Origin of the sequence: Herbidospora sakaeratensis (genome assembly GCF_001570525.1) — a bacterium.
Taxonomy (GTDB): domain Bacteria; phylum Actinomycetota; class Actinomycetes; order Streptosporangiales; family Streptosporangiaceae; genus Herbidospora; species Herbidospora sakaeratensis.
Map to the genome: position 1 here is coordinate 761,985 of NZ_BBXC01000008.1, position 20,633 is coordinate 782,617.

Here is a 20,633-nt window from a genome sequence, read left to right on the forward strand (position 1 = left end):
CACAACGGTGACGGGGTGCCGGCCGTGCCTGAACACGGTCGCCACCCCGTCACATAATCTCCGGAAGCAGCAGACGGCGGGCCCGGTCGACGACGGGTTTGTCGATCATCCGACCCCGGACCACCCCCACTCCCCCGGTCGACGCCGCCAGGACCTCGCGGGCCCAGGCCAGGTCCTCCTCCGACGGCGTGAACGCCGCCAGCACCGGCCCGACCTGCCGCGGATGCACGCACAACTTCCCCGAGAAGCCGAGTGAGGCCGCGTGCTCCGCGTCGCCGCGCACCCTGTCGTCCGAGGTCAGGTCGGTCGTCACCCCGTCGAGGGGAGCGCCCACCCCGGCCGCTCGCGCCGCCAGCACCAGCAGGGAACGGGCCTGCAGGAGAGCGGTCCGGTCATCGGGGGAGACGCCCAGCTGGGCCGCCAGGTCGACGCTGCCGAAGGCCGGCCGCACCACGCCCGGCGCGGCGCAGATCTCGCGGGCGTTGAGCAGCCCCGCCGCGGTCTCGATCAGGGGGTAGGCCGTGCCGAAGACGTCGGCGGCCGACTCGGCCTTGGGGATCATCACGCCGCAGCCGAACTCGGTCACGAGGGCCACGTCGTCGGCGTGCCATTCGGTGCCGCGCGCGTTGATCCGTACCAGGCCGGAACCGCCGCCCGCCAGCCACGCCCGCACCCGCTCGCGCGCCATCGGTTTGGCGGCGGGCGCGACCGCGTCCTCCAGGTCGAGGATGATCGTGTCGGCCCCGGCGGCGGCCGCCTTCGCGAAGCGGTCGGGACGGTCGCCGGGGACGAACAGGGCCGCCCGGAGCATCAGCCGGGCACCACGGGAAGCAGCAGGTAGGAGGCCGTGTCGCCGCCCGTGTGGATGGTCACCTCGTTGTGGAAGATTTCGGCCGGGCGGTCGGCCGGGTCGTCGTGCAGGAAGGGGCCGCAGCCCTTGAGCGGGTTGCGGAGGTTCGACAGGTGACCGGCGGGTTTGTCGTGTTCGTAGTCGCGGCCGCGCACCTCCAGCACGATCCGGTAGCCCTCGGGCACGACCAGGCAGGTCGGCAGGATCTCCACGTCGAGCTCGTAGATCTCCCCAGGCGTCAGCGGCGCCGGGTTCGTGTGGGTGTGGACGGGCAACCACGGCCGCGACAAATCCGGGTCGAGTTCACGGTGGGAGGCCCGCAGCCAGCCCTGCGCGACGGGGGTGTGCGGGTCGAGCGCGCCCTGGAAGGCGACCTCCTCCCCCGCCGGGTCGAACACCCGGACCACCACGAACAGGTCGGCGTCCGAGGTCGACGACGACACGAACAACTTGGCCGCCAGCGGGCCGGTGATCTCGGTCGCCTCGGCCAGCGGGGGCAGTTCGAACTGCACGCCGCGTCCCGTGGCGGCGTAGGTGACCCGCGCGGGGGCCGGCGGCTCGCCCAGGGTCAGGTGGGCCGCGTCGAGATACTTCCTGGTCCATTCCGTACGGGGGATCGGCCACGCCTCCTCGAACCGGGGCGTGAACGTGGCGTCGACGTGGCGGACCTGGAGCTGCACGGGCGGCTGCTTCGACCAGCCGGTGTCCGCGCCCTTGAGGAAGTGGCCGAAGAAGCGTTTCTGCAGGTCGACGCCGTAGTCGGCGTAGAAGAGCGACCAGTGGGTGTCGCCGTGCATCTCCAGCCATTTGTCCTCGGAGGCGGCCCGCAGGTAGCCGTAGGTGTTGCCGCGCAGATGGAGCCCCTGGCCGCCCCAGTTGCCCGCCGACAGCAGGGGCACCCTCACCCTGTCCCAGATCGGCGAGCGCTCGCGGTGGTAGGCGTCGTCGAGCGGGTGGGCCTGGATGCTCCCGCCCAGGTCGGCCCGGTTGGCGGCCAGGTCCTCCTCGGAGAGGGTCTGGGAACCGGTGGCGAGCGCCCCGGTCACCGGGTTGCGCGGGCCGTTCTCGCCCAGGCCGTGCTGGACGGTGGTGACCTGCATCCCGTACCAGTTGTCCCAGAACGTGGTGCGGATGCCGCCGTGGTGGGTGGCGTCGCGGTACCAGTCGGCCGCGCCCTCCCACACGATGATCGCCGCCAGGTGGGGCGGCTGGAGGGAGGCGACGTGCCACTGGTTCATGGCGAAGTAGGAGATGCCGTTCAGGCCGACCTTCCCGTTGCTCCACTCCTGGACGCCGGCCCACTCGACGCACTCGTAGTAGTCGCGCGTCTCCCTCGGCGAGAAGCAGTCGATCACGCCCGGCGAGGCCCCGGCGCCGCGGGAGTCCACCCGTACGCAGACGTAGCCGTCGGGCACCCACTTCTCCGGGTCGACGACCTCCCACGCCTGGTAGACGTTGGACGAGCCCTGAAGCGCGTCGGGATGCTCGGCGGCCATCTTGGTCCAGGCGCTCGGGTAGCCCTCCTGGAACGACAGGCCCTTGGCGTAGGGGCCGTAGGTGAGCACGACCGGATAACGTCCCGGGGCGTCGGGCCGGAAGACGTCCGCGCGCAGCACGACTCCGTCGCCGGTCTCGATCGGCACGTCCCATTCGACGATCATTGACAGGGCTCCTAGTCCTGGTGGGTCTGCTGCCACGGCGCGACGCGCCGGATCAGCCGTTCGGTTCCGGCGCGGGCGAGCACGCCGAGGAGGGCCAGCACGGCCACGCCCACGAACGCCTGGTTCTGGGCGAACGACCGCGCGCTGGTCAGGATGAACGTGCCCAACCCGTCGAGGTTGGCCAGGAACTCGACGGCGGCGGCCCCGACGAGGGCCCGGCCGACGGCGATGTGCACCCCGGCGACCGCGAACGGCAACGCCGAGGGCAGCACGAAGTCGAGCACGAACCTGCTCCTGGGCACGTTGAGCACCCGGGCGACGTCGCCCAGGTTGGCGGGCAGCGACCGGGCCCCGTCGGCGGTGGAGACCGCGCAGGGCAGGAACGCCGACAGCGCGATCACGATCACCCGGGTGGTGTCGTCGTAGCCGAACCAGATGGTCGCCATCGGCACGATCGCCAGCATGGGCATGGCGTACAGGCCGCTGATGTACGGCGTGCTGAGCTGCCGCAACCAGGTGATCCGGCCGATGAGCAGGCCGGCGGCCGTACCGGGCACACACCCGAGCACCAGCCCGAGCAGGACCGCCACGACCGTCTCCCCCAGCGCGGAGAGGAACGCCGAGGAGGTCAGCGTCGGGACCAGCTCGGCGAGCACGCCGACGGGCGTGGGAAGGTAGTCGGGCAGGAAGGCCGACCCGGCGACCTGCCACACCCCGAGGAGAACCACGACGGCGACGACCTTGCCCAGCACGTCCCTGCCGGCCGGGGCCTTCATGGTCAGGACGGTCATTCGGTGCTCCCCTCGCGCCAGGGCGCGAACGCCTTCTCCAGTCGCCGGCCCAGGCCCATCAGCAGGGCCGCGATCACCGACACCAGCACGGTCAGCCCCAGCACGGTCGCCGAGTCGAACCGGGCCGAGGCCGACAGCAGCAGGCCGCCGATCCCGGTGGCCTGGAGGAAGAACTCGGCGATGAACGTGCCGACGAAGGCCATCGCGATGCCCTGCCGGATCCCGCTCATCGCGTAGGGCAGGGTGTGCGGGATCAGCACGTCCCGCCACAACGGCCACTCCCCGCTGCGGTGCACGCGGGCGACTTCGAGCAGGGTCTTCGGCGCGTGCTTGGCCCCCTCGACCGTGTTGATCAGGATCGGGAAGACCGCGCTCAGGAACACCACCAGGGTCTTGGCCCCGAAACCGAACCCGAACGCCGCCAGGATCAGCGGCGCCAGCGCCACGATCGGCACCGACTGGAAGGCGAACACCATCCAGCCGGTGCTGCCGCGCAGCGCCTTCGACCGCGACAACACCAGCCCGTAGCCGACCCCGCCGACGATCGCGGCGGCCAGCCCGACCAGGAACAGCAGGCCCGTGTCGAGCAGGGCGGCCGGCAGGGTGCCGTCGGACACCATCCCGGCCAGCGCCTCGACCGAGCGGACCGGGGTGGCCAGCAGGACCGGGTCGCGCTCGCCGGCGACCTGCCAGGCGATCAGCCCGAGCAGCAGGCCAGCCAGCGCGACCGCGACGGCGCGGGGCCGCGAGTCACTTCCCGAGCGCTTCATCGAACACCGTGAGGTCGACGAAGTCCTCGTACGTGGGGGCCTTGTCGGCGGGCACGTTCCCGGCCTTCACCTGGGCCTCGACCGCGTGGTCGACCCGGTCGCGGGTCAGGCCGGCGTCGGTCGGCCAGAAATTGATGCCGACGAACTGGCCGAGGGCGACCTTGGAGATCTCGGGGCTGCGCTTGGTCATGGTGGCGGCGATCTGCGACACCTCGTCGGCGTTGGCCGGGTCGTTGATGAACGTGATCGCCTTGTGGATGGCGGCCACGGCCTTCACCCAGGCGGGGCGCTTGCCGCCGTCGCCGAGCTCGTCCTGGCGGGTGACCAGCATCGTGTAGTGGGAGGTGGGGTCGACCTTGGCGAGCGCGACCACCTCGTGGGCCTGCGCCTTCTCGTTGACCGCGGCCAGCTCGTCGGGGTGCAGCACGGCCGTGTCGACCTGCCCGGCGATCATGGCGTCGACCGACTGCGGGCCGCCCACGTTCACGGTGGTGATGTCGGCCGGGGTCAGGCCGCAGGAGCCGATCATCTGGTTGACCGACAGGGCCTTGGGGGCGCCCGCGCCGTCGACGGCGACGGTCTTGCCCTTGAGGGAGGCGCAGTCGGTGACCTTCGGGTCGGAGGAGGCGATCAGGAACGACGGGTTCTCGTTGCCGAGGATGGCCACCACGTTGCCGCCGGAGGCGCGCAGCGCGACCGCGCCGGAGGTGCCGATGACCCCGCCGTCGAGCTCCTTGCTCTGGATGGCGCGGCCGACGTCGGCGCCGGTCGGCAGGGGCCGCAGGGTGACGGTGACGCCGCCCTCCTTGAAGTAGCCCTTCGACTCGGCGACGTACGCCATGAGGTTCACGAAGACCGGCGGGATGCCGGGGACGCCGACCGACAGGCTGGTCGCGCCGCCGTCGCCCGAGGAGGAGCCGCCGCCGCAGGCGGCGAGGGCGGTGAGGGAGACCAGGGCCAGCGCGGCCGCTCCCAGGCGCTTGATCGACAACATGTGCCGTCCTTCCCAGGTGCCGCCTCCGGGCGGGCACCGTTGTGCTTTCAGCCCGCCTGACCGGCGTCGGGGGACATGACGAGAGACCAGACGCGTTCGCGCAGCGCGGCGAACTCCTCCGACCTCGCCACCGCACGGTCGCGCGGATGAGGCAGCGCGACGTCGATGACCTCGTGCACCCTGCCGGGGCGGCCCTTCAGCACGACCACCCGGTCGCCGAACAGCACCGCCTCGTCGATCGAGTGCGTGACGAACAACATCGTGATCGGGTGCTCCTCCCACATGCGGAGCAGCTCGAAGCGCAGCACCTCGGCGGTCTGCGCGTCGAGCGCCCCGAAGGGCTCGTCCATGAGGAGCACCCGGGGCCGCACGGCCAGCGCGCGGGCCAGGCCCGTGCGCTGCTGCATGCCGCCGGAGAGCTGGTGCGGGTAGGACTTCTCGAATCCGGAGAGGCCCACCATGCCGATCAGCTCCCGGGTGCGGGCCGCGATCTCCTCTTTCGGGAGGCCGCGCAGCCGCAGCGGGTAGGCGACGTTCGCCTCGACGGTCTTCCACGGGAACAACCCGAAGTGCTGGAAGACCATCCCGACCCCCTCGGGGGTGCGGTCGACGGTCTCGCCGTCGACCTTCACGCTCCCCTCGGACGGGGCGATCAGCCCGGCCACCGCACGGAGCAGCGTCGTCTTACCGCAGCCGGAGGGCCCGACGACGGAGACGATCTCGCCGGGCGCGACGTCGACCCGGATGTTCGACGCGGCGACACGGTCCCCGAACCGCATCGTCACATCGTCGATGGTGACGGCCGCGCCGCCCCTTCCGGGGCTGGTCAGCGTGGGGGCTTTGCGCCGGTCGTGCAGTGACATGCGACGTACTGTTGCATAATGATGCCTTCTATACAAGAGTGATGTGTCATGAGAGTTAATAATGCATGATTTCCGGCATCCTGTACTGCTCCTGCACACGCTGGGAGCCTCCGGGGAGACCTGGGCCGAGGTCATCGGCGCAGATCAGGGGCGCTTTTCGGCCCCCGACCTCCCTGGTCACGGTACGCGGCGAGACGAGGTGTTCGACACCTCGGAAGCGGTCGCGACCTGCCTGGAAACGGGGCCGCGCTTCCACGTCGCGGGTTCGGGGCTGGGTGCGTACGTGGCCCTGGAGCTCCTCCGGGCCGCGCCCGAACAAGTCGCGTCGCTGGTCCTGGCGGGCTTCCCGGCAGCGGGCGGCCCGGACCGCGTGACAACCACCGCGAAGCTGTTGGACGAGCAGGGCGTCGAAGGGTTCGCCACCTCATATATGGAGGCCACGCTCTATATGGGGGCCGGTCGTCGCCGGGAGACCGCACTTGAAGGGGAGGCCGCTCTTCGCCTGGGCGCTGCCCAACCCGATGCCGCACTTCTCCTGGGTGCCGCCCAACCTGATGCCGCACTTCATGAAGACGGCCCGGCGCCGACCTCCTCTCGGGAGGTCTTCGCGCGGGCGTTCCGGGCGATGCGCCCGGAAGGGTTGCTGAGCGCGCTGGCGGCCGCGTTGAGCTGGCGTCTTCCCGAGGCCCGGATCCCGACGGCGGTGCTCCGGGGGGAGCACGACGTGCGGGTGGATGAGGAGGCGGCGCGATCACTGGCCGCCGCCCTTGGGGCGGATTACGTTACTCTTCCCCTGGCCGGGCACGTCGCGTACGTTGACGACCCTCGCGGCTTCCGCGAAGTTCTCGATGCCTTTCATCGCGCCACCGAAGCGCAGGAGGAACACTGATGACCGGCAGTCCGCGCACCAAACGCGACATCATCGTCGCGGAACTGCGCCGCATGATCTCCGCGGGCGAGCTCGCGCGGGGCAGCCGGATCCGGCAGGACGTGCTGGCCTCCCAGTTCAAGACGAGCATCACCCCGGTCCGCGAGGCGCTGCGCCTGCTGGAGGCCGAGGGCATGCTGATCAGCGAGCCGCACCGCGGGGTCCGGGTCGCCGACGCCGACTACGACCGCGTCAAGACCGTCTACCTGCTGCGCATGTCGGTCGAGCCCTACGCCATGCGCCGCGCCTCCCGCCGCCTGTCGCCCAAAGACCTCGACCACGCGCGCCGGCTGGTCGAGGAGATGGAGCAGGCCGCCGCCGAAGGCGACCGCGCCACGCTCAACGAGAAGAACCGCCAGTTCCACTTCCTCTTCTACGACCGCTGCGGCAACGAGGGCCTGAGCGAGGAGATCGCCCTGCTCTGGCAGCGTTTCCCGTGGGACATGCTCCAGGTGGTCGAGAGCCGGGCCGGGGAAGCCTCCCGCGAACACCGCACGATCCTCGACGCCGCCCGCGCCGGCGACACCGACGCCCTCGCCCGCGCCACCGAGATCCACCTGACCAACAGCTTCCTCGCCCTGGCCCGCCACCTCGTCGGCCACGACGTCCCCGACCCCTACGAGATCGACAACGACTGACCCGGTCGGGGTCCACGCGCCGGCCGACCGTCCACGGGCCGGTCGCGCACACATCGGTTCACCCGCCCTACGGCCGGTTGGCGATCGGGCCGGGTCGGCCGACCACGCCCGCCGCCGCCAGGTCGGCCACCTCCTCCTCCGACAGCCCCAGTTCGGCGAGCACCTCCCCGGTGTGTTCCCCCACGTCGGGGATGGCCCGGAGGTCCTCCTCCGCGCTGCCCGGGTGGAACGGCGAGGTGACCACGGTCGCCTTCGCCCCGTCCGGGAGCAGGGCCGACGACCATCGGCCCGTCGCCTGCGCCTGGGGATGCGCGAGCACGTCGGGGAGCCGGTTGAGGCGGGCGTTCGGCACGTCGGCCCGGTCCAGACGGGAGGTCAGCTCGTCGGTCGGCAGGGCCCTCAGCGCCGCCTCGATGACCGATTCCAGGCGCTCCCGGTTCCGGAGCCGGTCGGTGTTCAGGGCGAAGTCGCGGTCGGTGGCCAGCGCCGGGTCGCCCACGACGACCTCGCACAGACGTCGCCACTGGCCCTCGTTCTGCACCGCGATCAGCACCAGGTCGCCGTCGGCCGACACGTAGGGGCCGTAGGGGGCGATGCTGGCGTGGCTCAGCCCAGCCGGTTCGGGGGCGGTCCCGGCGTGCGACTGGGCCAGCAGCAGCGGGCTCATCCATTCGAGCAGCACGTCGAACATGGCCACGTCGATGCGCTGCCCACGCCCGGTCCGCTCCCGTGAGTAGAGGGCCGCCGTCACGGCCGACAGCGCGTACGTCCCGCCGCTCAGATCGGCCAGCGACACCCCCGGTTTGGCGGGCTGCGCGGGGGTGCCGGTCGCCGTCACGACCCCGGCCTCGCCCTGGATGAGCATGTCGTAGGCCTTGCGGTGGGCGAACGGGCCCCGGGTGCCGTACCCGGACAGGAAGAGCCTGATCAGCCGGGGGTTGAGCGCGACCAGTTCGTCGTCGGTGAAGATGCGGTCGAAGGCGCCGGGGGCCAGGTTGCAGACCAGCACGTCGGCCGTGCGGAGCAGCTCCCCCAGGACGCGGCGGCCCTCGGGCGCTTTCAGGTCGAGGGCGACGCTGCGTTTGCCCCGGTTGAGCCAGACGAAGTGGCTGGACATGCCGCCGACGAAGTCGTCGTAGTCGCGGGCGAAGTCGCCCGACAACCGCTCGACCTTGATCACGTCGGCGCCCAGGTCGGCCAGGTGCCGGGAGCAGAGCGGCACCGCGACCGCCTGCTCGACCGCCACCACCCGCACCCCCGCGAGGTCGGCCCTCACCTCGCGCCCCACGTGAACACGCTGCCGACGGCGGGCTGCACGTAGCGGTCGGCCAGCACGTCCGACATGTGCGCGTGGCTGCGCAGGCCCGAACAGTGCATCGGTACGACCGTCTTCACGTCGAGGTCGCGGAACGCCTCGGCGGTGAGCTCCACGTTCTTCGCGGGCGTGGTCGGGAAGCCCAGGTGGAAGCCGCCGAGCACGGCCCTGATGGGCTTGTCCCCCGCGATGGCCTTCGCCTGGCGCAGCGTGTTGACCACCCCGGCGTGCGCGCAGCCGGTCAGCACGACCAGGCCCTCGTCCTTGACGTCGATGATCAGGCCCATCTCGTCCATGACCTCGTCACGGCGGACCTCGCCGGTCGCGGCGACCTGGTAGAGCCCCGGCGCACCGCGCTCGAACGGCGGGGCGGCGGCCTCGAACGGAACGTTCCTGGGGATCTCGCCGGTCGTCCAGACGCCCCAGCCGAGGTCGAGCGGGTCGCGGCTGAGCACCGGCGCGCCGCCGCTGGCCTCGATCTGGCCGAAGGTGAAGGCGGTGTTGTAGACGGGCGAGACCCGGCCGTCGCCCATGACCGCGTAGCGCGGCAGTTCGGCGTCGTGGTGGGTGGCCACCGGGACGCGGCGGCCGGCCAGTTCGAGGAAGGTGTGCACGCCGCCGAAGTGGTCGGGGTGGCCGTGGCTGATGACCAGGTGGTCGACCGCGCCGGCGTCCACCCCGAGGACCTTCATGTTGTGCGCCAGCACGCTGCCCGTCAGGCCGACGTCGAACAGCACCCGGGTGGTGTGCCGGCCGCGGGTGGCCTCGACGAGCATGCTGATCCCGTTCTCGGCCTGCGGCGGCACCCTCTTGCCGTCGAAGTGCTCGATCAGCCCGTACCGGCTGACGCAGTGGTCCGCCACGTCGGGCAGCAGCATGTCGACCCAGTTCTCGACCAGGACCGTGACCGTGACCGAATCGGCCTGGAACATGGGCGGCTCCTTCCATCGCACAATTAGGAAGGAACATTACATGATCGATATAGATAATGCATCATTTGTCTTGTCATGCCTTACGGAAGTAGGACGAGGCCGGCACACCGCCCCTCAGGAACTCCTGGAAGGTGATGCGCCCGACGGCGTGCTCGGGCGCGAGCTGGTAGCCCGACCGGAACGCCTTGCTGACCCGGCCCGGCACGAGCAGCTCGACGACGGGCTTCTTCCTGCCCTCCGCCGCGAGGTAGAGCTCGACCATCTCCCGGAAGCTGAGGACCTGCGGCCCGCCCATGTCGGCGACGCGGCCCGCCGGGTCGCCCATCGCCAGCGTGACGAGTTGCGCCGACACCTCGGAGATCGCGATCGGCTGGGCCGCCCACCCGAGCGGGACCGGCACGATCGGGGACTTGGTCATGGTTCGGCAGAGCGAGGCCATGAAGTCGTGGAACTGCGTGGTGCGCAGGATCGTGTACGGCAGCCCGGAGGCCTCGACCATCTGCTCCACGGCGTGCTTGACCTGGTAGTACGAGTAGGGGTGCCGGTCGACCCCGACGATCGAGATGTAGACGACGTGGGTGCCCGGCGCGAGCGCCGACAGCAGGTTGCGGGCCGCCTGGACGTCGGTCTTGCCGGGCGGCTTGCTGGCGAGGTGGACGACCGTGCTGACGCCCTCCGCGGCCGCGGCGACCCCCTGACCGGTGACCAGGTCGCCCTGGTAGGGCCCGTCGGCGCTACGGGCGAGGTTGCGGACCTCCCGGCCCGCCCGCTTGAGGTCCGCGATGACCTGACGGCCCAGGATCCCGGTGCCGCCGGTGACGAGAATCGTACCGTCCATGATGGTTTCCCACCTTTTGAGGCATTATCCGGATCCATACCCCATCACGACGCGCTGAACGAACTCACCCCACAGGCTCATGAATCCGGGGCCCAGGTCTGTCAGGATGGGGGGGTGAGCCATTCCCCGGCCGTGGTCCAGCCCGACCAGGAACTGATCATCGAGATCCTCAACGAACTCGACATCGACTTCACCTTCGACGCAGACGGCGACCTCGCGATCTCCACCGAGGCGCTCACGGTCTTCTTCCTGTTCGGCTCAGAAGGCGACCTGTTCACGATCCGCACCTTCTACGACCGCCACTACTCCGTCGACGAGAAGCCGCTGCTGCTCACCGCGCTCAACGAGTGGAACGCCGACACCATGTGGCCCAAGGTCTACGCCTTCACCCCCGACAACGGGGTGATCCGGGTGATAGGCGACGCCCAGCTCTACATCGGCGCCGGAGTGACCTACGAACACCTGATGACGATCGTCGCCCACTGGGTGAGGTCGGCGATCAAGTTCCACCGCTGGCTCAGCGACCGTCTGGCCTTCGAAGAGGACGACGCCGAATAGTCCGGCCCAGCGCCTCTTCGAGGGTCTTGCGCGGGTACGGCGACCGGGCCGCCGCCCCCTCGATGTCGAGCTCCCCACGATTCAACCGCTCACAGAGCGTCACGATCTCGGTGATCTCCGCTCGCTGCCGCTCCACGAAGTCGGGGGTCACCGGGTCGCCGTGGCCCGGCACGATCACCCGGGGCGCGGCCTCCAGCATCTTCTCCAGCGCCATCGGCCAGGCGCCCGGATAGGAGTCGCCGAACTGCGGCGGCGCGCCCTGCTCCACGAGGTCTCCGGCGAACAGCACCCCCGCGTCGGGCACGTGCACGGTGAGGTCGTGGCCGGTGTGGCCGGGCCCGGGGTGGCCGAGCAGCACCTCCCTGCCGCCGAGGTCGACGCTGAACGGCGCGCGCAGCGGCAGCACGACCGGCGCGGTCGCGACGCCCGGGAACTGGCCCGACCATTCGGCGGCCTGCTTGTGGGCCGTGTCGACCAGGGCCTCTCGGCAGCCCTCGGTGGCGAAACAGGTGCCGAAGGCCGCCGTGCCGAAGGCGTGGTCGAAGTGGGCGTGGGTCAGCACGACCGTCCAGGGCAGGTCGGTGACCTCCCTGATCGCGTCGGCCCAGGCGTGGCCGAAGGCCTCGTCGATGCCGGTGTCGACGACGAGACAGCCGGTCTCCCCCACGACGAGTCCGAGGGTGAGGTCGAGTTCGGTGTGCCGGCGGATCCAGACTCCGTCCGCAACTTCGATCATGGTCAGTGCTTACCACACCGGAGACCGACCTGACCGAATTTCGGTCCGTTGACACCCCGAAAAATCCGGATCGGACCGCAGAAGTCCGGAGCCGTCCGGCCCGTCACGCCCGCGCGAGCGCCGCCCGCAGCTCGTCGGCGGTGAACCGGGACACGTAGGCGGGCCGGTCACGGTCGTGCCGCCAGCCTTCGGACAGCGGGCCGACGTCCACGACGTCGAAACCGAAGGAGTCGGTCAGGTCGGCGACGACCCTCTTCGCCTCGGGGTCGTCGCCCGCGATCGGCAGCGCCCGCCGGCCCGGCGTGCCCGGCGGGGCGCCGTCGGACAGCAGGTGGGCGGCCATGATGTTGTTGAAGCCCTTGACCACCCGCGAGGTCGGCAGGTGCTCCTGGAGCAGCCCCGACGGCGTCTTAGCGCCCGAGTCGATCTCCGGGAAGCGTCCGTCGCGCTCGAAGTAGTAGTTGTTCGTGTCGATCACGATCTTGCCCGCGAGCGGCTCCACCGGGACCGTCCTGTACGCGTGGAACGGCACCGTGACCACCACGATGCCGCCCGCCTCGGCCGCCCCCTCGACGGTCGACGCGGACGCGGCCGGCCCCAGCGACCCGACCAGGCCGGCGAGGGTCTCGGGCCCCCGGGAGTTGCTCATCACGACGGTGTGCCCGGTGCCGACGGCCAATCGGGCCAGCGCCGACCCGATGTGCCCGCTACCGATGAATCCGATGACCATATCGGGGCAACCCGGGCGGCAGGTGGTGTCATTCCCGTCCATAACCTCGTCTCTTTCATTGACGACGTTATCGGGGAGGCCCTACGTTGTCTCTCGAAGAGACCATGTTCGGTCGTGGTATGAAGTGAGCCATCAGGAGGCGGACACACGAGTTGAGGCACCATGACCGAGCGATACCTCGGCGTACTCGGCATCGGCGAGGCGCTGGGGGTGAGCCGGCACGCGGTGCACAAGTGGCGGGCCCGCTACCCGGCAGGTTCCGCCCACCCCTTCCCCGACCCTGACGTCGAGATCGACGGCGCCCCCGGCTGGCGCCCCGGCCGTCTCGGCGAGATCGTCCGCTGGCGCGAGGGCCTGCCCGGCCGGGGCGCCGGCGGCGGCCGCCCGTCCGCGGCGCGTCAGGACTACCTGAAGGCGGCCGCCGCACGCGGCCTCGACCGCGACGAGGCGCTGCGCGCCCTCGCGACCTTCACCGAAGAGTTCCCCGAGATGACCGAGCCGGAGATCTGCGCCTGGCTCATCGAGAGCTGGCGCCGCTGACCCCAGACCAGAAGGCGATCACGCATGCCCGGATATACCGCACCCGGATTCGAACCCGTCCTCGACGCCTTCGAGGACAACTTCGAGCACCACGACGAGATCGGCGCCGCCGTCTGCGTCCACGTCCACGGCGAGAAGGTCGTCGACCTGTGGGGCGGCGTGGCCGACCCCGAGACCGGCCGCCCCTGGACCGAGGACACCCTCCAGGTCGTCTTCTCCACCACCAAGGCGATCACCGCCGCCTGCGCCCTGCACCTCGTCGACCGCGGCCTGCTCGACCTGGACGCACCCGTCGCCGACTACTGGCCGGAGTTCGGCAAACCCGAGATCCCGGTACGGTGGCTGCTCACCCACCAGGCGGGCCTGGCCGCCCTGGACAAACCGGTCACCCCCGCCGAGGCCCTCGCCTGGGAGCCGGTGATCGCCGCCCTGGAGGCCCAGCAGCCGCTGTGGACGCCCGGAACCGAGCCCGGCTACCACGCCCACGCCTACGGCTGGCTGGTCGGCGAGGTGGTGCGCCGGGTGTCGGGCCGCACGCTCGGCGCCTACCTGCGGGAGGAGATCGCCGGGCCGCTCGGCCTGGACTTCTGGATCGGCCTCCCACCGTCCGAGCACCACCGGGCCGCGACGATCGTCTCCCCCACGATCGACCTGTCGGTCGACCCGGCGACCCTGCCGGAGGCGCTGCGCCCCTACTTCGACCCGACGTCGCTGACCATGCGGGCCTCGATGGCCGTGACCCCGTTCCTGAACCACAACGACCCCGCCGAACTGGCGGCGGAGTTCCCCGCGTCGAACGGCGCCGGCACCGCCCGCGGGCTGGCGGGCTTCTACGCGGCCCTGCTCGACGGGCGCATCCTCAGCCCTGGCCTGCTGGCCGAGGCGACGACGGAGCAGGCCGGCGGGGTGGACAAGGTGCTGCGGGTGCCGGTCAGGGTGGGGCTGGGCTTCGGGCTGCCGAACCCCGACGAGTTCTGGTACGGGCCGACGGCCTTCGGCTTTCCCGGTTACGGGGGTTCGCTGGGCTTCGCCGATCCCGACCGGGGGCTGGCCTTCGGCTACGTCATGAACCACGGCAAACACGCGGCGAACGACCACCGGGCAAGGAATCTCGTCGAAGCGGTGGTCACGGCGGCACGATTCGCATCATGAGAGACAACCGGATCATTCATCGCGTCGCATCCCGCCCTGGCGGAGATCGTGCTGTCGACCGGGGACGTGACCATCGTCTACGACGAGATCGACTCGGGCTTCTGGGGCGACGACTCCGGACGGGCCGACCTTCTGCCGTGACGGCGGCTCCGTCGGCACGGCCGGGTGGCGCCGGTTGCGGCCTCGCCGGGGGGCGGCGGGCGGTGCCGGGGTGGGCGGGAGCCGTAACGGAGAAAAGAAGATCTCCCGGGCCTGTCAGCGGCCCGGGAGATCTCGGAAATCAGCTGCAGCCGCTGGTGCTGCCGCAGCCCTCGCACACGTAGCAGCTGCCGGCCGGGCGCATCTTCGTGCCGCAGGTCATGCAGAGCGGCGCGTCGGCGGTGAAGCCCTGGTGGCCCTCCAGGTGGCCCTGCTCGGTCGCCCTGACCGGCTCGGCGATCGGGACCGGCTTGCTCACCGGCGGCTCGATCGGGGCCGACTGGGCCAGGGCCGCGGTGTCGAGCTGGGCGGCCGGGTCTTCGCCGCGCTGCTGCGCCGCGCGCTCGGAGGCCGAGAAGATGCCCAGGGCGGCCCGGTCTTCGTAGGCCAGGTGGTCGAGCGCCAGGCGGCGGAAGATGTAGTCCATCACCGACTGGGCCATGCGGACGTCGGGGTCGTCGGTCATGCCGGCCGGCTCGAAGCGCATGTTGACGAACTTCTGCACGTAGGTGTCGAGCGGCACGCCGTACTGAAGACCGATGGAGATCGCCACGGAGAAGGCGTCCATGACGCCCGCGAGGGTCGAGCCCTGCTTGGACATCTTCAGGAAGACCTCGCCGAGACCGTCGTCGGGGTAGGACGAGGCGGTCATGTAGCCCTTCGCGCCGCCGACCGTGAAGCGGGTCGTCAGGCTCGGGCGGCTGTTCGGCATGCGCCGGCGGGTCGGCCGGGGCACCTCGATGACCTTGACCTCGGGCTCGGCCACGACGGCCTCTTCGGTCTTCTTCTGGCCCGCCGACAGCGGCTGGCCGACCTTGCAGTTGTCGCGGTAGACGGCCAGGGCCTTCAGGCCGAGCCGCCAGCCCTCGAGGTAGACCTGCTCGATGTCGTCGATCGTCGCCGACTCGGGCAGGTTGACCGTCTTGGAGATCGCGCCCGACAGGAACGGCTGGGTCGCGGCCATCATGCGGACGTGGCCCATGGGCGCGATCGCCCGCTCGCCCATCGCGCAGTCGAACACCTCGTAGTGGGCCTCCTTCAGACCGGGGGCGCCGACCACGTGGGAGTTCTGCGCGATGTACTCGACGATCGCCTCGACCTGCTCCTCCTGGTAGCCCAGCTGACGCAGGGCCCGGGGGATGGTCTGGTTGACGATCTGCATCGAGCCGCCGCCGACGAGCTTCTTGAACTTGACCAGGGCCAGGTCGGGCTCGATGCCGGTGGTGTCGCAGTCCATCATCAGGCCGATGGTGCCGGTCGGGGCGAGCAGCGACGCCTGGGCGTTGCGCCAGCCGTTCTTGTCGCCCAGCTTGAGGCACTCCTGCCACTGCTTGGTGGCCTCGGTGTGGATCGCCTTGTCCATCGCGTCGACGGTGCGCACGGCGTCGTTGGCCGCGGCGTGCTTGCGCATGACCCGCTTGTGCGGCTCGGCGTTGCGCTCGTATCCGTCGTACGCCCCCACGATGCCCGCCAGCTCGGCGCTGCGGCGGTAGGACACCCCGGTCATCAGCGACGTGATCGCCCCGGCGATGGCCCGGCCGCCGTCGGAGTCGTAGGCGTGGCCGGTGGCCATCAGCAGCGCGCCCAGGTTGGCGTAGCCGATGCCGAGCTGCCGGTAGGCGCGGGTGGTCTCGCCGATCTTCTCGGTCGGGAAGTCGGCGAAGGTGATCGAGATGTCCATCGCGGTGATGATCAGCTCGGTCAGCTTGACGAACCGGGCGATGTCGAACGTGTCGTCGTCGGTGAGGAACTTCAGCAGGTTGATCGACGCCAGGTTGCACGAGGAGTTGTCGAGGTGGACGTACTCCGAGCAGGGGTTGGACGCGGTGATGCGGCCGGTCTCGGGGCAGGTGTGCCAGTCGTTGATCGTGTCGTCGTACTGGACGCCCGGGTCGGCGCACTCCCACGCCGCCTTGGCCATCTTGCGGAACAGGTCCTTGGCGTCGATCTCCTCGATGACCTCGTGGGTGAGGCGGGCGCGGAGGCCGAACGTGCCGCCGGTCTCGACCTGGCGCATGAACTCGTCGCTGACGCGGACCGAGTTGTTGGCGTTCTGGTACTGCACCGACACGATGTCCTTGCCGCCGAGGTCCATGTCGAACCCGGCGTCGCGGAGGGCGCGGATCTTGTCCTCCTCACGCGCCTTCGTCTCGATGAACTCCTCGATGTCGGGGTGGTCGACGTCGAGCACGACCATCTTCGCCGCCCGGCGGGTCGCGCCGCCCGACTTGATCGTTCCGGCCGAGGCGTCGGCGCCCCGCATGAAGGAGACGGGCCCGCTGGCCGTGCCGCCCGAGGAGAGCAGTTCCTTCGAGGAGCGGATGCGGGACAGGTTCACACCCGAGCCCGAACCGCCCTTGAAGATCACGCCCTCTTCCTTGTACCAGTCGAGGATCGACTCCATGGTGTCGTCGACGGCCAGGATGAAACAGGCGCTGACCTGCTGCGGCGACAGGGTGCCGACGTTGAACCACACGGGCGAGTTGAACGCGAACAGCTGGTGGACCAGGGCGTGCTTGAGCTCGTGGTCGAAGATCTCGGCGTCTTCGTCGGTGGCGAAGTAGCCGTGCTCCACGCCGGTGCGGGTGTAGACGCCCGTCACCCGGTCGACCAGCTGCTTCAGGCTCCACTCGCGCTGCGGCGTGCCGAGCGCGCCGCGGAAGTACTTGGTGGTCACGATGTTGGCCGCGTTGACCGACCACGACGCCGGGAACTCGACCCCGCGCTGCTCGAAGTTGACCGAGCCGTCGCGCCAGTTGGTCATGACGACGTCACGGCGCTCCCACTCCACCGCGTCATAGGGGTGGACGCCCTCGGTGGTGAAGATCCGCTTCACCTTCAGCCCCTTGGCCCGCCCACGCCGTGCGCGCGTGGATGTGCCGTTGACCGTCTCCGTCATGACTCCCCCTTGGCATGTGCCTTGAGTTGCTGGATCTCTGCCTCGAAGTCGGCGAGGGTCTCGAACCCCCGGTAGACCGAGGCGAAACGTAGATAAGCCACCTCATCGAGGTCGCGCAGCGGCCCGAGGACCGCGACGCCGACCTGGTGGGCCGGGATCTCGGCGACACCTGACGCGCGGATGCTCTCCTCGACCCTCTGCCCGAGCTGCGCGAGTGAGTCCTCACTGACGGGCCGCCCCTGGCAGGCCCGCCGGACCCCGGCGATGACCTTCTCCCGGGAGAAGGCCTCGGTCACCCCGCTGCGTTTGCTCACCATCAGCAGGACCGTCTCCTGCGTGGTGAACCGCCTCCCGCATTCGGAACAGGTGCGCCGGCGGCGAATCGCCCCGCCGTCTTCCGTCGACCGGCTGTCGACGACCCGGGTGTCGGGATGACGGCAGAACGGGCAATGCACGCCGTCGCCTCCTCACTGACCAGACGCTCGCGCACGCCCCCACATGTGATGAGGTGCGGCAAAGGAAACACAATCTATGGTTCGCTCAATTGACCACGACCACTAGATGTTGTGGTTCCCCAACCCTAGAAGTGAGTCCCCTAGATCGCAACTCAAACCCCACGCCCCTCAGGGGCCTACTGACCTGGGACGTCTCGGGGGAGGTAGAGCGTCGTGCCTGGCCGGATGAGGGGATCGGGTAAGCCGTTCAAATCCATGATCTCGCGAACGACGGCAGCCGGGTCGCCGCCATCGCCGGTCGACATGGCGATGCCCCAGAGAGTGTCGCCTTCCTGGACCGTGACCGTGGGCAACCCCTCGACGGAACGAACGGTGGACGCCGTCACGGCAGCCCGCGTGCCCAGCCAGAGCACGGCCAAACTCAGGGCGGCGATGAGCACGATCAGCACGACCCGGCCGCGCCTGGTGAGGCGGAGGGGCGGCGAGCTCTCCTTGCCTGTACGCCTGCCTGCGGGGGTGGCGGTGGGGGGCGCCGGGCGCTCGGCGTCGCCCCAGCGGCGGGGCGTGGAGACCTTCAGGCCGAGCGGCGACCCGACGGAGCCAGTGCCGGAACTGTGGATGCGGTCATGCCCAGAAGCGCCCTCACCGGCGGAGACTGCCTCATTGCGCCTGTAAGCGATCTCACGACTGCGGTCGCCCTTGTAGCGAGAGGATGCCTTTCCACCGAAGAGGCGCACACCTCGGAACGGTCGAACAGGGTCGGTGACCAAGCGGCCGGCGACAACAGAAACGGCGGATCCACCAGAACGCGGCAGCGGGAGGCCCTCGGTCTTGGGGTCCGTCCGGCGCCTCACATCTGACGGCTTCCGGGCGCGCCGGATATGAGGACCGGCGTCATCACCCGCACGCTTCAAGGGACGACGGCCTGATTCGGAGTTTCCGGCATCGGTCACGTCGAGCGGCTCGCGCGGATCCCGGCCCGGCGACTTCCGCCCCGGAATGGCCCGCCTCGCCGAGTTCTGCTGCGAACCGGCCTGAGTTTCCGAGCTCGGTTGTGGCCCTATCCGGCCCACCGAACCCTGCCCGCGCTGGACCGGGACGGCCGGAGCAGCCGAATTCCGCGCCAGAGACGTCTGGGCATCCGGCCGCCGGCTCGGGCGGGACTCGTTTTCGGGCTCTCCGGCCGGTGGCGCCGAGACCAAAGTGAGGTGGCCGCGCTTGATATGGGGGTGTTCCGCCGGGCGCGGATCCGCGGCCTTCGGCGGGCGAGTGTTCGAGTGTGTGAGGTGAGTCGTAGGGGTGTCCTTCTGCGTGGGCTTCATCGTGAACCTCCTCGACTGCCCTGCAAGAAGGGAAGAAAGATCGCGCAAATCGAACACGATGTCGATCGAACTCCCGTACGATGTTGTACACCACGCCACCGACGTTTTCGAGGGCAATCGAACAACTGTTTGATATTGATCTTGAATCGCGGTAGCGTCGCTCTGTGCGACGCGAGGAACACGGATTGGGAGGTGCCCAGGTGAACAACGACGGGCTGGCCGGCCAGCGCGACGAGAGCGTGAGCGATCTGGCGGTTCGCCGCCGCGACTCGCTCGGGCTCACCCCCAGGCAGCGCAAGATCCTGGAGGTGATCCGCGACTCGGTCCAGCAGCGGGGCTACCCACCGTCGATGCGCGAGATCGGTGAGGCGGTGCAGCTCACGAGCACGTCGAGTGTGTCCCACCAGCTCACCGCCCTTCAGCGCAAGGGCTACCTGCGGCGCGACCCTCATCGCCCGCGCGCCCTCGAGGTGCGCCTGCCCGGCGAGCCGGTTCTCTGGGTCGACCCCGACGCCGCCGTGGAAGACTCCGCTTTCAACCGCCCGACGGCGGCCTATGTTCCCCTCGTGGGGCGCATCGCCGCAGGTGGACCGATCCTGGCCGAGCAGAACCTCGAAGACGTCTTCGCCCTGCCCAAGCAGCTGGTCGGCGAGGGCACCCTGTTCCTCCTCCAGGTCTCCGGCGACTCGATGATCGAGGCCGCCATCGCCGACGGCGACTGGGTGGTCGTCCGCCAGCAGCCGGTCGCCGACAACGGCGACATCGTCGCCGCGATGATCGACGGCGAGGCGACCGTGAAGACCTTCAAGCGCAAAGACGGCCACGTCTGGCTGGTCCCCCACAACCCCAACTACGAGCCCATCCCGGGCGACGAGGCGACCGTTCTCGGCAAGGTGACGGCCGTCCTCCGCAAGCTCTAGCCACGACCTTTGCGTTCGGGGCACCCATCCACACGGACGGGTGCCCCGACGCATGCAAGGCCCTACTCGGCGCGGCCCGCCACCAGCCCCCGGCCCCACCTGTGCAACGCTCGCCCTCAACCGGGGGCAGAGATGAGCCTCGTGGGGACGAGCCTCCAGACCAGGCTCCAAGGGACGCCCCTGGTCGCTCAGCCCCTTAAGCCCGCTCCCCCTCTTGAGGCTGCCCCTCGGGCGGCTCAAGGTGTACTTGGATCATGAAGTTGACGGCAGTGAGCCGATGGGCGGTGTTGGCGTAGCGCCCCCAGCCAGGGCCGAATGCCTGCATGCGGTGCTGGTTTCTGACAGACGGCCGCCAGTAGGCCCGATGGCCGTATCAAGCTCCTCCCCCACCCTTGCCAGAACCGTGCCGCGCTTCCGCTGGCGCTCCCAATCGCTGAGTGCCGCATGCTCTGCACCCATGCCGGAACCGCACTGCGCTTCCACCGGCGCTCTCCGAGCGCTCCCAACCCGCTTACCGCCGCACGCACTGCGGGCCCACGCCGG

20 protein-coding genes are annotated in these 20,633 nt (G+C 70.1%); 6 read left to right on the forward strand and 14 right to left on the reverse strand.

Features of this window, described 5'->3' with window-relative positions; translation table 11 throughout:
- Positions 1-49: 49 nt before the first annotated feature.
- Genes AW271_RS09230 through AW271_RS09255 form a run of 6 tightly spaced genes read right to left on the reverse strand, consistent with a single transcriptional unit; the run spans position 50 to position 5,929 of the window.
- A complete protein-coding gene (locus AW271_RS09230; RefSeq protein ID WP_062334898.1) occupies positions 50-811 on the reverse strand; it encodes an HpcH/HpaI aldolase/citrate lyase family protein in 762 nt (253 codons plus the stop codon).
- Positions 811-2,511: a CocE/NonD family hydrolase gene (locus AW271_RS09235; RefSeq protein ID WP_062334900.1), complete on the reverse strand. Its 1,701-nt coding sequence runs from the start codon at positions 2,509-2,511 to the stop codon at positions 811-813. The genes AW271_RS09230 and AW271_RS09235 overlap by 1 nt, the downstream gene beginning before the upstream one ends.
- Before the next feature lie 11 nt (positions 2,512-2,522).
- Positions 2,523-3,302, reverse strand: a complete 780-nt coding sequence (locus AW271_RS09240) for an ABC transporter permease (protein ID WP_062334901.1) — start codon at positions 3,300-3,302, stop codon at positions 2,523-2,525.
- Positions 3,299-4,072, reverse strand: a complete 774-nt coding sequence (locus tag AW271_RS09245; protein WP_062334904.1) for an ABC transporter permease — start codon at positions 4,070-4,072, stop codon at positions 3,299-3,301. Before AW271_RS09245 ends, AW271_RS09240 begins: the two co-directional genes overlap by 4 nt.
- A complete protein-coding gene (locus AW271_RS09250; RefSeq protein WP_062334906.1) occupies positions 4,053-5,066 on the reverse strand; it encodes an ABC transporter substrate-binding protein in 1,014 nt (337 codons plus the stop codon). The genes AW271_RS09245 and AW271_RS09250 overlap by 20 nt, the downstream gene beginning before the upstream one ends.
- A gap of 47 nt (positions 5,067-5,113) precedes the next feature.
- On the reverse strand, positions 5,114-5,929 hold the full coding sequence (locus AW271_RS09255) for an ABC transporter ATP-binding protein (RefSeq protein WP_169806300.1): 816 nt from the start codon (positions 5,927-5,929) through the stop codon (positions 5,114-5,116).
- Positions 5,930-5,990: 61 nt separating this feature from the next.
- Between AW271_RS09255 and AW271_RS09260 the strand changes: the two genes are divergently transcribed.
- Positions 5,991-6,818, forward strand: a complete 828-nt coding sequence (locus tag AW271_RS09260) for an alpha/beta fold hydrolase (protein ID WP_062334909.1) — start codon at positions 5,991-5,993, stop codon at positions 6,816-6,818.
- Positions 6,818-7,495, forward strand: coding sequence for a GntR family transcriptional regulator (locus tag AW271_RS09265; protein ID WP_062334912.1), 678 nt, complete (start codon positions 6,818-6,820; stop codon positions 7,493-7,495). The genes AW271_RS09260 and AW271_RS09265 overlap by 1 nt, the downstream gene beginning before the upstream one ends.
- A 67-nt stretch (positions 7,496-7,562) precedes the next feature.
- Here the strand turns inward: AW271_RS09265 and AW271_RS09270 are convergent, their stop codons facing one another.
- The 3 genes from AW271_RS09270 to AW271_RS09280 all read right to left on the reverse strand — a co-directional run bounded on the left by AW271_RS09270 (position 7,563) and on the right by AW271_RS09280 (position 10,580).
- On the reverse strand, positions 7,563-8,783 hold the full coding sequence (locus AW271_RS09270; protein ID WP_062334915.1) for a CaiB/BaiF CoA transferase family protein: 1,221 nt from the start codon (positions 8,781-8,783) through the stop codon (positions 7,563-7,565).
- The gene (locus tag AW271_RS09275) at positions 8,768-9,742 is read right to left on the reverse strand and encodes an MBL fold metallo-hydrolase (protein ID WP_062334918.1); all 975 of its coding nucleotides are present in this window, start codon (positions 9,740-9,742) and stop codon (positions 8,768-8,770) included. The genes AW271_RS09270 and AW271_RS09275 overlap by 16 nt, the downstream gene beginning before the upstream one ends.
- Before the next feature lie 73 nt (positions 9,743-9,815).
- Positions 9,816-10,580, reverse strand: coding sequence for an SDR family oxidoreductase (locus tag AW271_RS09280; protein WP_062334921.1), 765 nt, complete (start codon positions 10,578-10,580; stop codon positions 9,816-9,818).
- A 114-nt stretch (positions 10,581-10,694) separates the two neighbouring features.
- Between AW271_RS09280 and AW271_RS40610 the strand changes: the two genes are divergently transcribed.
- Complete coding sequence (locus AW271_RS40610; RefSeq protein ID WP_062334923.1) at positions 10,695-11,138, forward strand: YbjN domain-containing protein; 444 nt, start codon at positions 10,695-10,697, stop codon at positions 11,136-11,138.
- On the opposite strand, the gene AW271_RS09290 is transcribed toward AW271_RS40610, so the two are convergent.
- Together AW271_RS09290 and AW271_RS09295 are read right to left on the reverse strand one after the other, a co-directional pair.
- On the reverse strand, positions 11,098-11,874 hold the full coding sequence (locus AW271_RS09290; RefSeq protein WP_062334925.1) for an MBL fold metallo-hydrolase: 777 nt from the start codon (positions 11,872-11,874) through the stop codon (positions 11,098-11,100). The genes AW271_RS40610 and AW271_RS09290 overlap by 41 nt on opposite strands.
- Before the next feature lie 103 nt (positions 11,875-11,977).
- Complete coding sequence (locus AW271_RS09295; protein ID WP_062334927.1) at positions 11,978-12,604, reverse strand: NADPH-dependent F420 reductase; 627 nt, start codon at positions 12,602-12,604, stop codon at positions 11,978-11,980.
- A 162-nt stretch (positions 12,605-12,766) separates the two neighbouring features.
- Between AW271_RS09295 and AW271_RS09300 the strand changes: the two genes are divergently transcribed.
- Entirely contained in the window at positions 12,767-13,144 is a 378-nt protein-coding gene (locus tag AW271_RS09300) for a hypothetical protein (protein WP_062334929.1), read from the forward strand.
- Positions 13,145-13,168: 24 nt separating this feature from the next.
- The gene (locus AW271_RS09305) at positions 13,169-14,296 is read left to right on the forward strand and encodes a serine hydrolase domain-containing protein (protein ID WP_062334931.1); all 1,128 of its coding nucleotides are present in this window, start codon (positions 13,169-13,171) and stop codon (positions 14,294-14,296) included.
- A gap of 280 nt (positions 14,297-14,576) precedes the next feature.
- Here the strand turns inward: AW271_RS09305 and AW271_RS09310 are convergent, their stop codons facing one another.
- The 3 genes from AW271_RS09310 to AW271_RS41415 all read right to left on the reverse strand — a co-directional run bounded on the left by AW271_RS09310 (position 14,577) and on the right by AW271_RS41415 (position 18,297).
- A complete protein-coding gene (locus tag AW271_RS09310; RefSeq protein WP_062334933.1) occupies positions 14,577-17,393 on the reverse strand; it encodes a vitamin B12-dependent ribonucleotide reductase in 2,817 nt (938 codons plus the stop codon).
- Positions 17,390-17,848 carry a transcriptional regulator NrdR gene (nrdR, locus tag AW271_RS09315; protein WP_062334935.1) on the reverse strand — a complete coding sequence of 153 codons (459 nt, stop codon included), beginning with the start codon at positions 17,846-17,848 and terminating at the stop codon, positions 17,390-17,392. Before nrdR ends, AW271_RS09310 begins: the two co-directional genes overlap by 4 nt.
- Before the next feature lie 176 nt (positions 17,849-18,024).
- Positions 18,025-18,297, reverse strand: coding sequence for a LysM peptidoglycan-binding domain-containing protein (locus tag AW271_RS41415; RefSeq protein WP_157553991.1), 273 nt, complete (start codon positions 18,295-18,297; stop codon positions 18,025-18,027).
- A gap of 1,088 nt (positions 18,298-19,385) precedes the next feature.
- Between AW271_RS41415 and lexA the strand changes: the two genes are divergently transcribed.
- Positions 19,386-20,090: a transcriptional repressor LexA gene (gene lexA, locus AW271_RS09325; protein ID WP_235966260.1), complete on the forward strand. Its 705-nt coding sequence runs from the start codon at positions 19,386-19,388 to the stop codon at positions 20,088-20,090.
- Positions 20,091-20,633 lie beyond the last annotated feature (543 nt).

Coding starts and splice junctions, on each gene's coding strand:
- AW271_RS09230 (WP_062334898.1), bottom strand. CDS start 811: ATGCTCCGGGCGGCCCTGTTCGTCCCCGGCGACCGTCCCGACCGCTTC.
- AW271_RS09235 (WP_062334900.1), bottom strand. CDS start 2,511: ATGATCGTCGAATGGGACGTGCCGATCGAGACCGGCGACGGAGTCGTG.
- AW271_RS09240 (WP_062334901.1), bottom strand. CDS start 3,302: ATGACCGTCCTGACCATGAAGGCCCCGGCCGGCAGGGACGTGCTGGGC.
- AW271_RS09245 (WP_062334904.1), bottom strand. CDS start 4,072: ATGAAGCGCTCGGGAAGTGACTCGCGGCCCCGCGCCGTCGCGGTCGCG.
- AW271_RS09250 (WP_062334906.1), bottom strand. CDS start 5,066: ATGTTGTCGATCAAGCGCCTGGGAGCGGCCGCGCTGGCCCTGGTCTCC.
- AW271_RS09255 (WP_169806300.1), bottom strand. CDS start 5,929: ATGTCACTGCACGACCGGCGCAAAGCCCCCACGCTGACCAGCCCCGGA.
- AW271_RS09260 (WP_062334909.1), top strand. CDS start 5,991: ATGCATGATTTCCGGCATCCTGTACTGCTCCTGCACACGCTGGGAGCC.
- AW271_RS09265 (WP_062334912.1), top strand. CDS start 6,818: ATGACCGGCAGTCCGCGCACCAAACGCGACATCATCGTCGCGGAACTG.
- AW271_RS09275 (WP_062334918.1), bottom strand. CDS start 9,742: ATGTTCCAGGCCGATTCGGTCACGGTCACGGTCCTGGTCGAGAACTGG.
- AW271_RS09280 (WP_062334921.1), bottom strand. CDS start 10,580: ATGGACGGTACGATTCTCGTCACCGGCGGCACCGGGATCCTGGGCCGT.
- AW271_RS09290 (WP_062334925.1), bottom strand. CDS start 11,874: ATGATCGAAGTTGCGGACGGAGTCTGGATCCGCCGGCACACCGAACTC.
- AW271_RS09295 (WP_062334927.1), bottom strand. CDS start 12,604: ATGGTCATCGGATTCATCGGTAGCGGGCACATCGGGTCGGCGCTGGCC.
- AW271_RS09300 (WP_062334929.1), top strand. CDS start 12,767: ATGACCGAGCGATACCTCGGCGTACTCGGCATCGGCGAGGCGCTGGGG.
- AW271_RS09305 (WP_062334931.1), top strand. CDS start 13,169: ATGCCCGGATATACCGCACCCGGATTCGAACCCGTCCTCGACGCCTTC.
- AW271_RS09310 (WP_062334933.1), bottom strand. CDS start 17,393: ATGACGGAGACGGTCAACGGCACATCCACGCGCGCACGGCGTGGGCGG.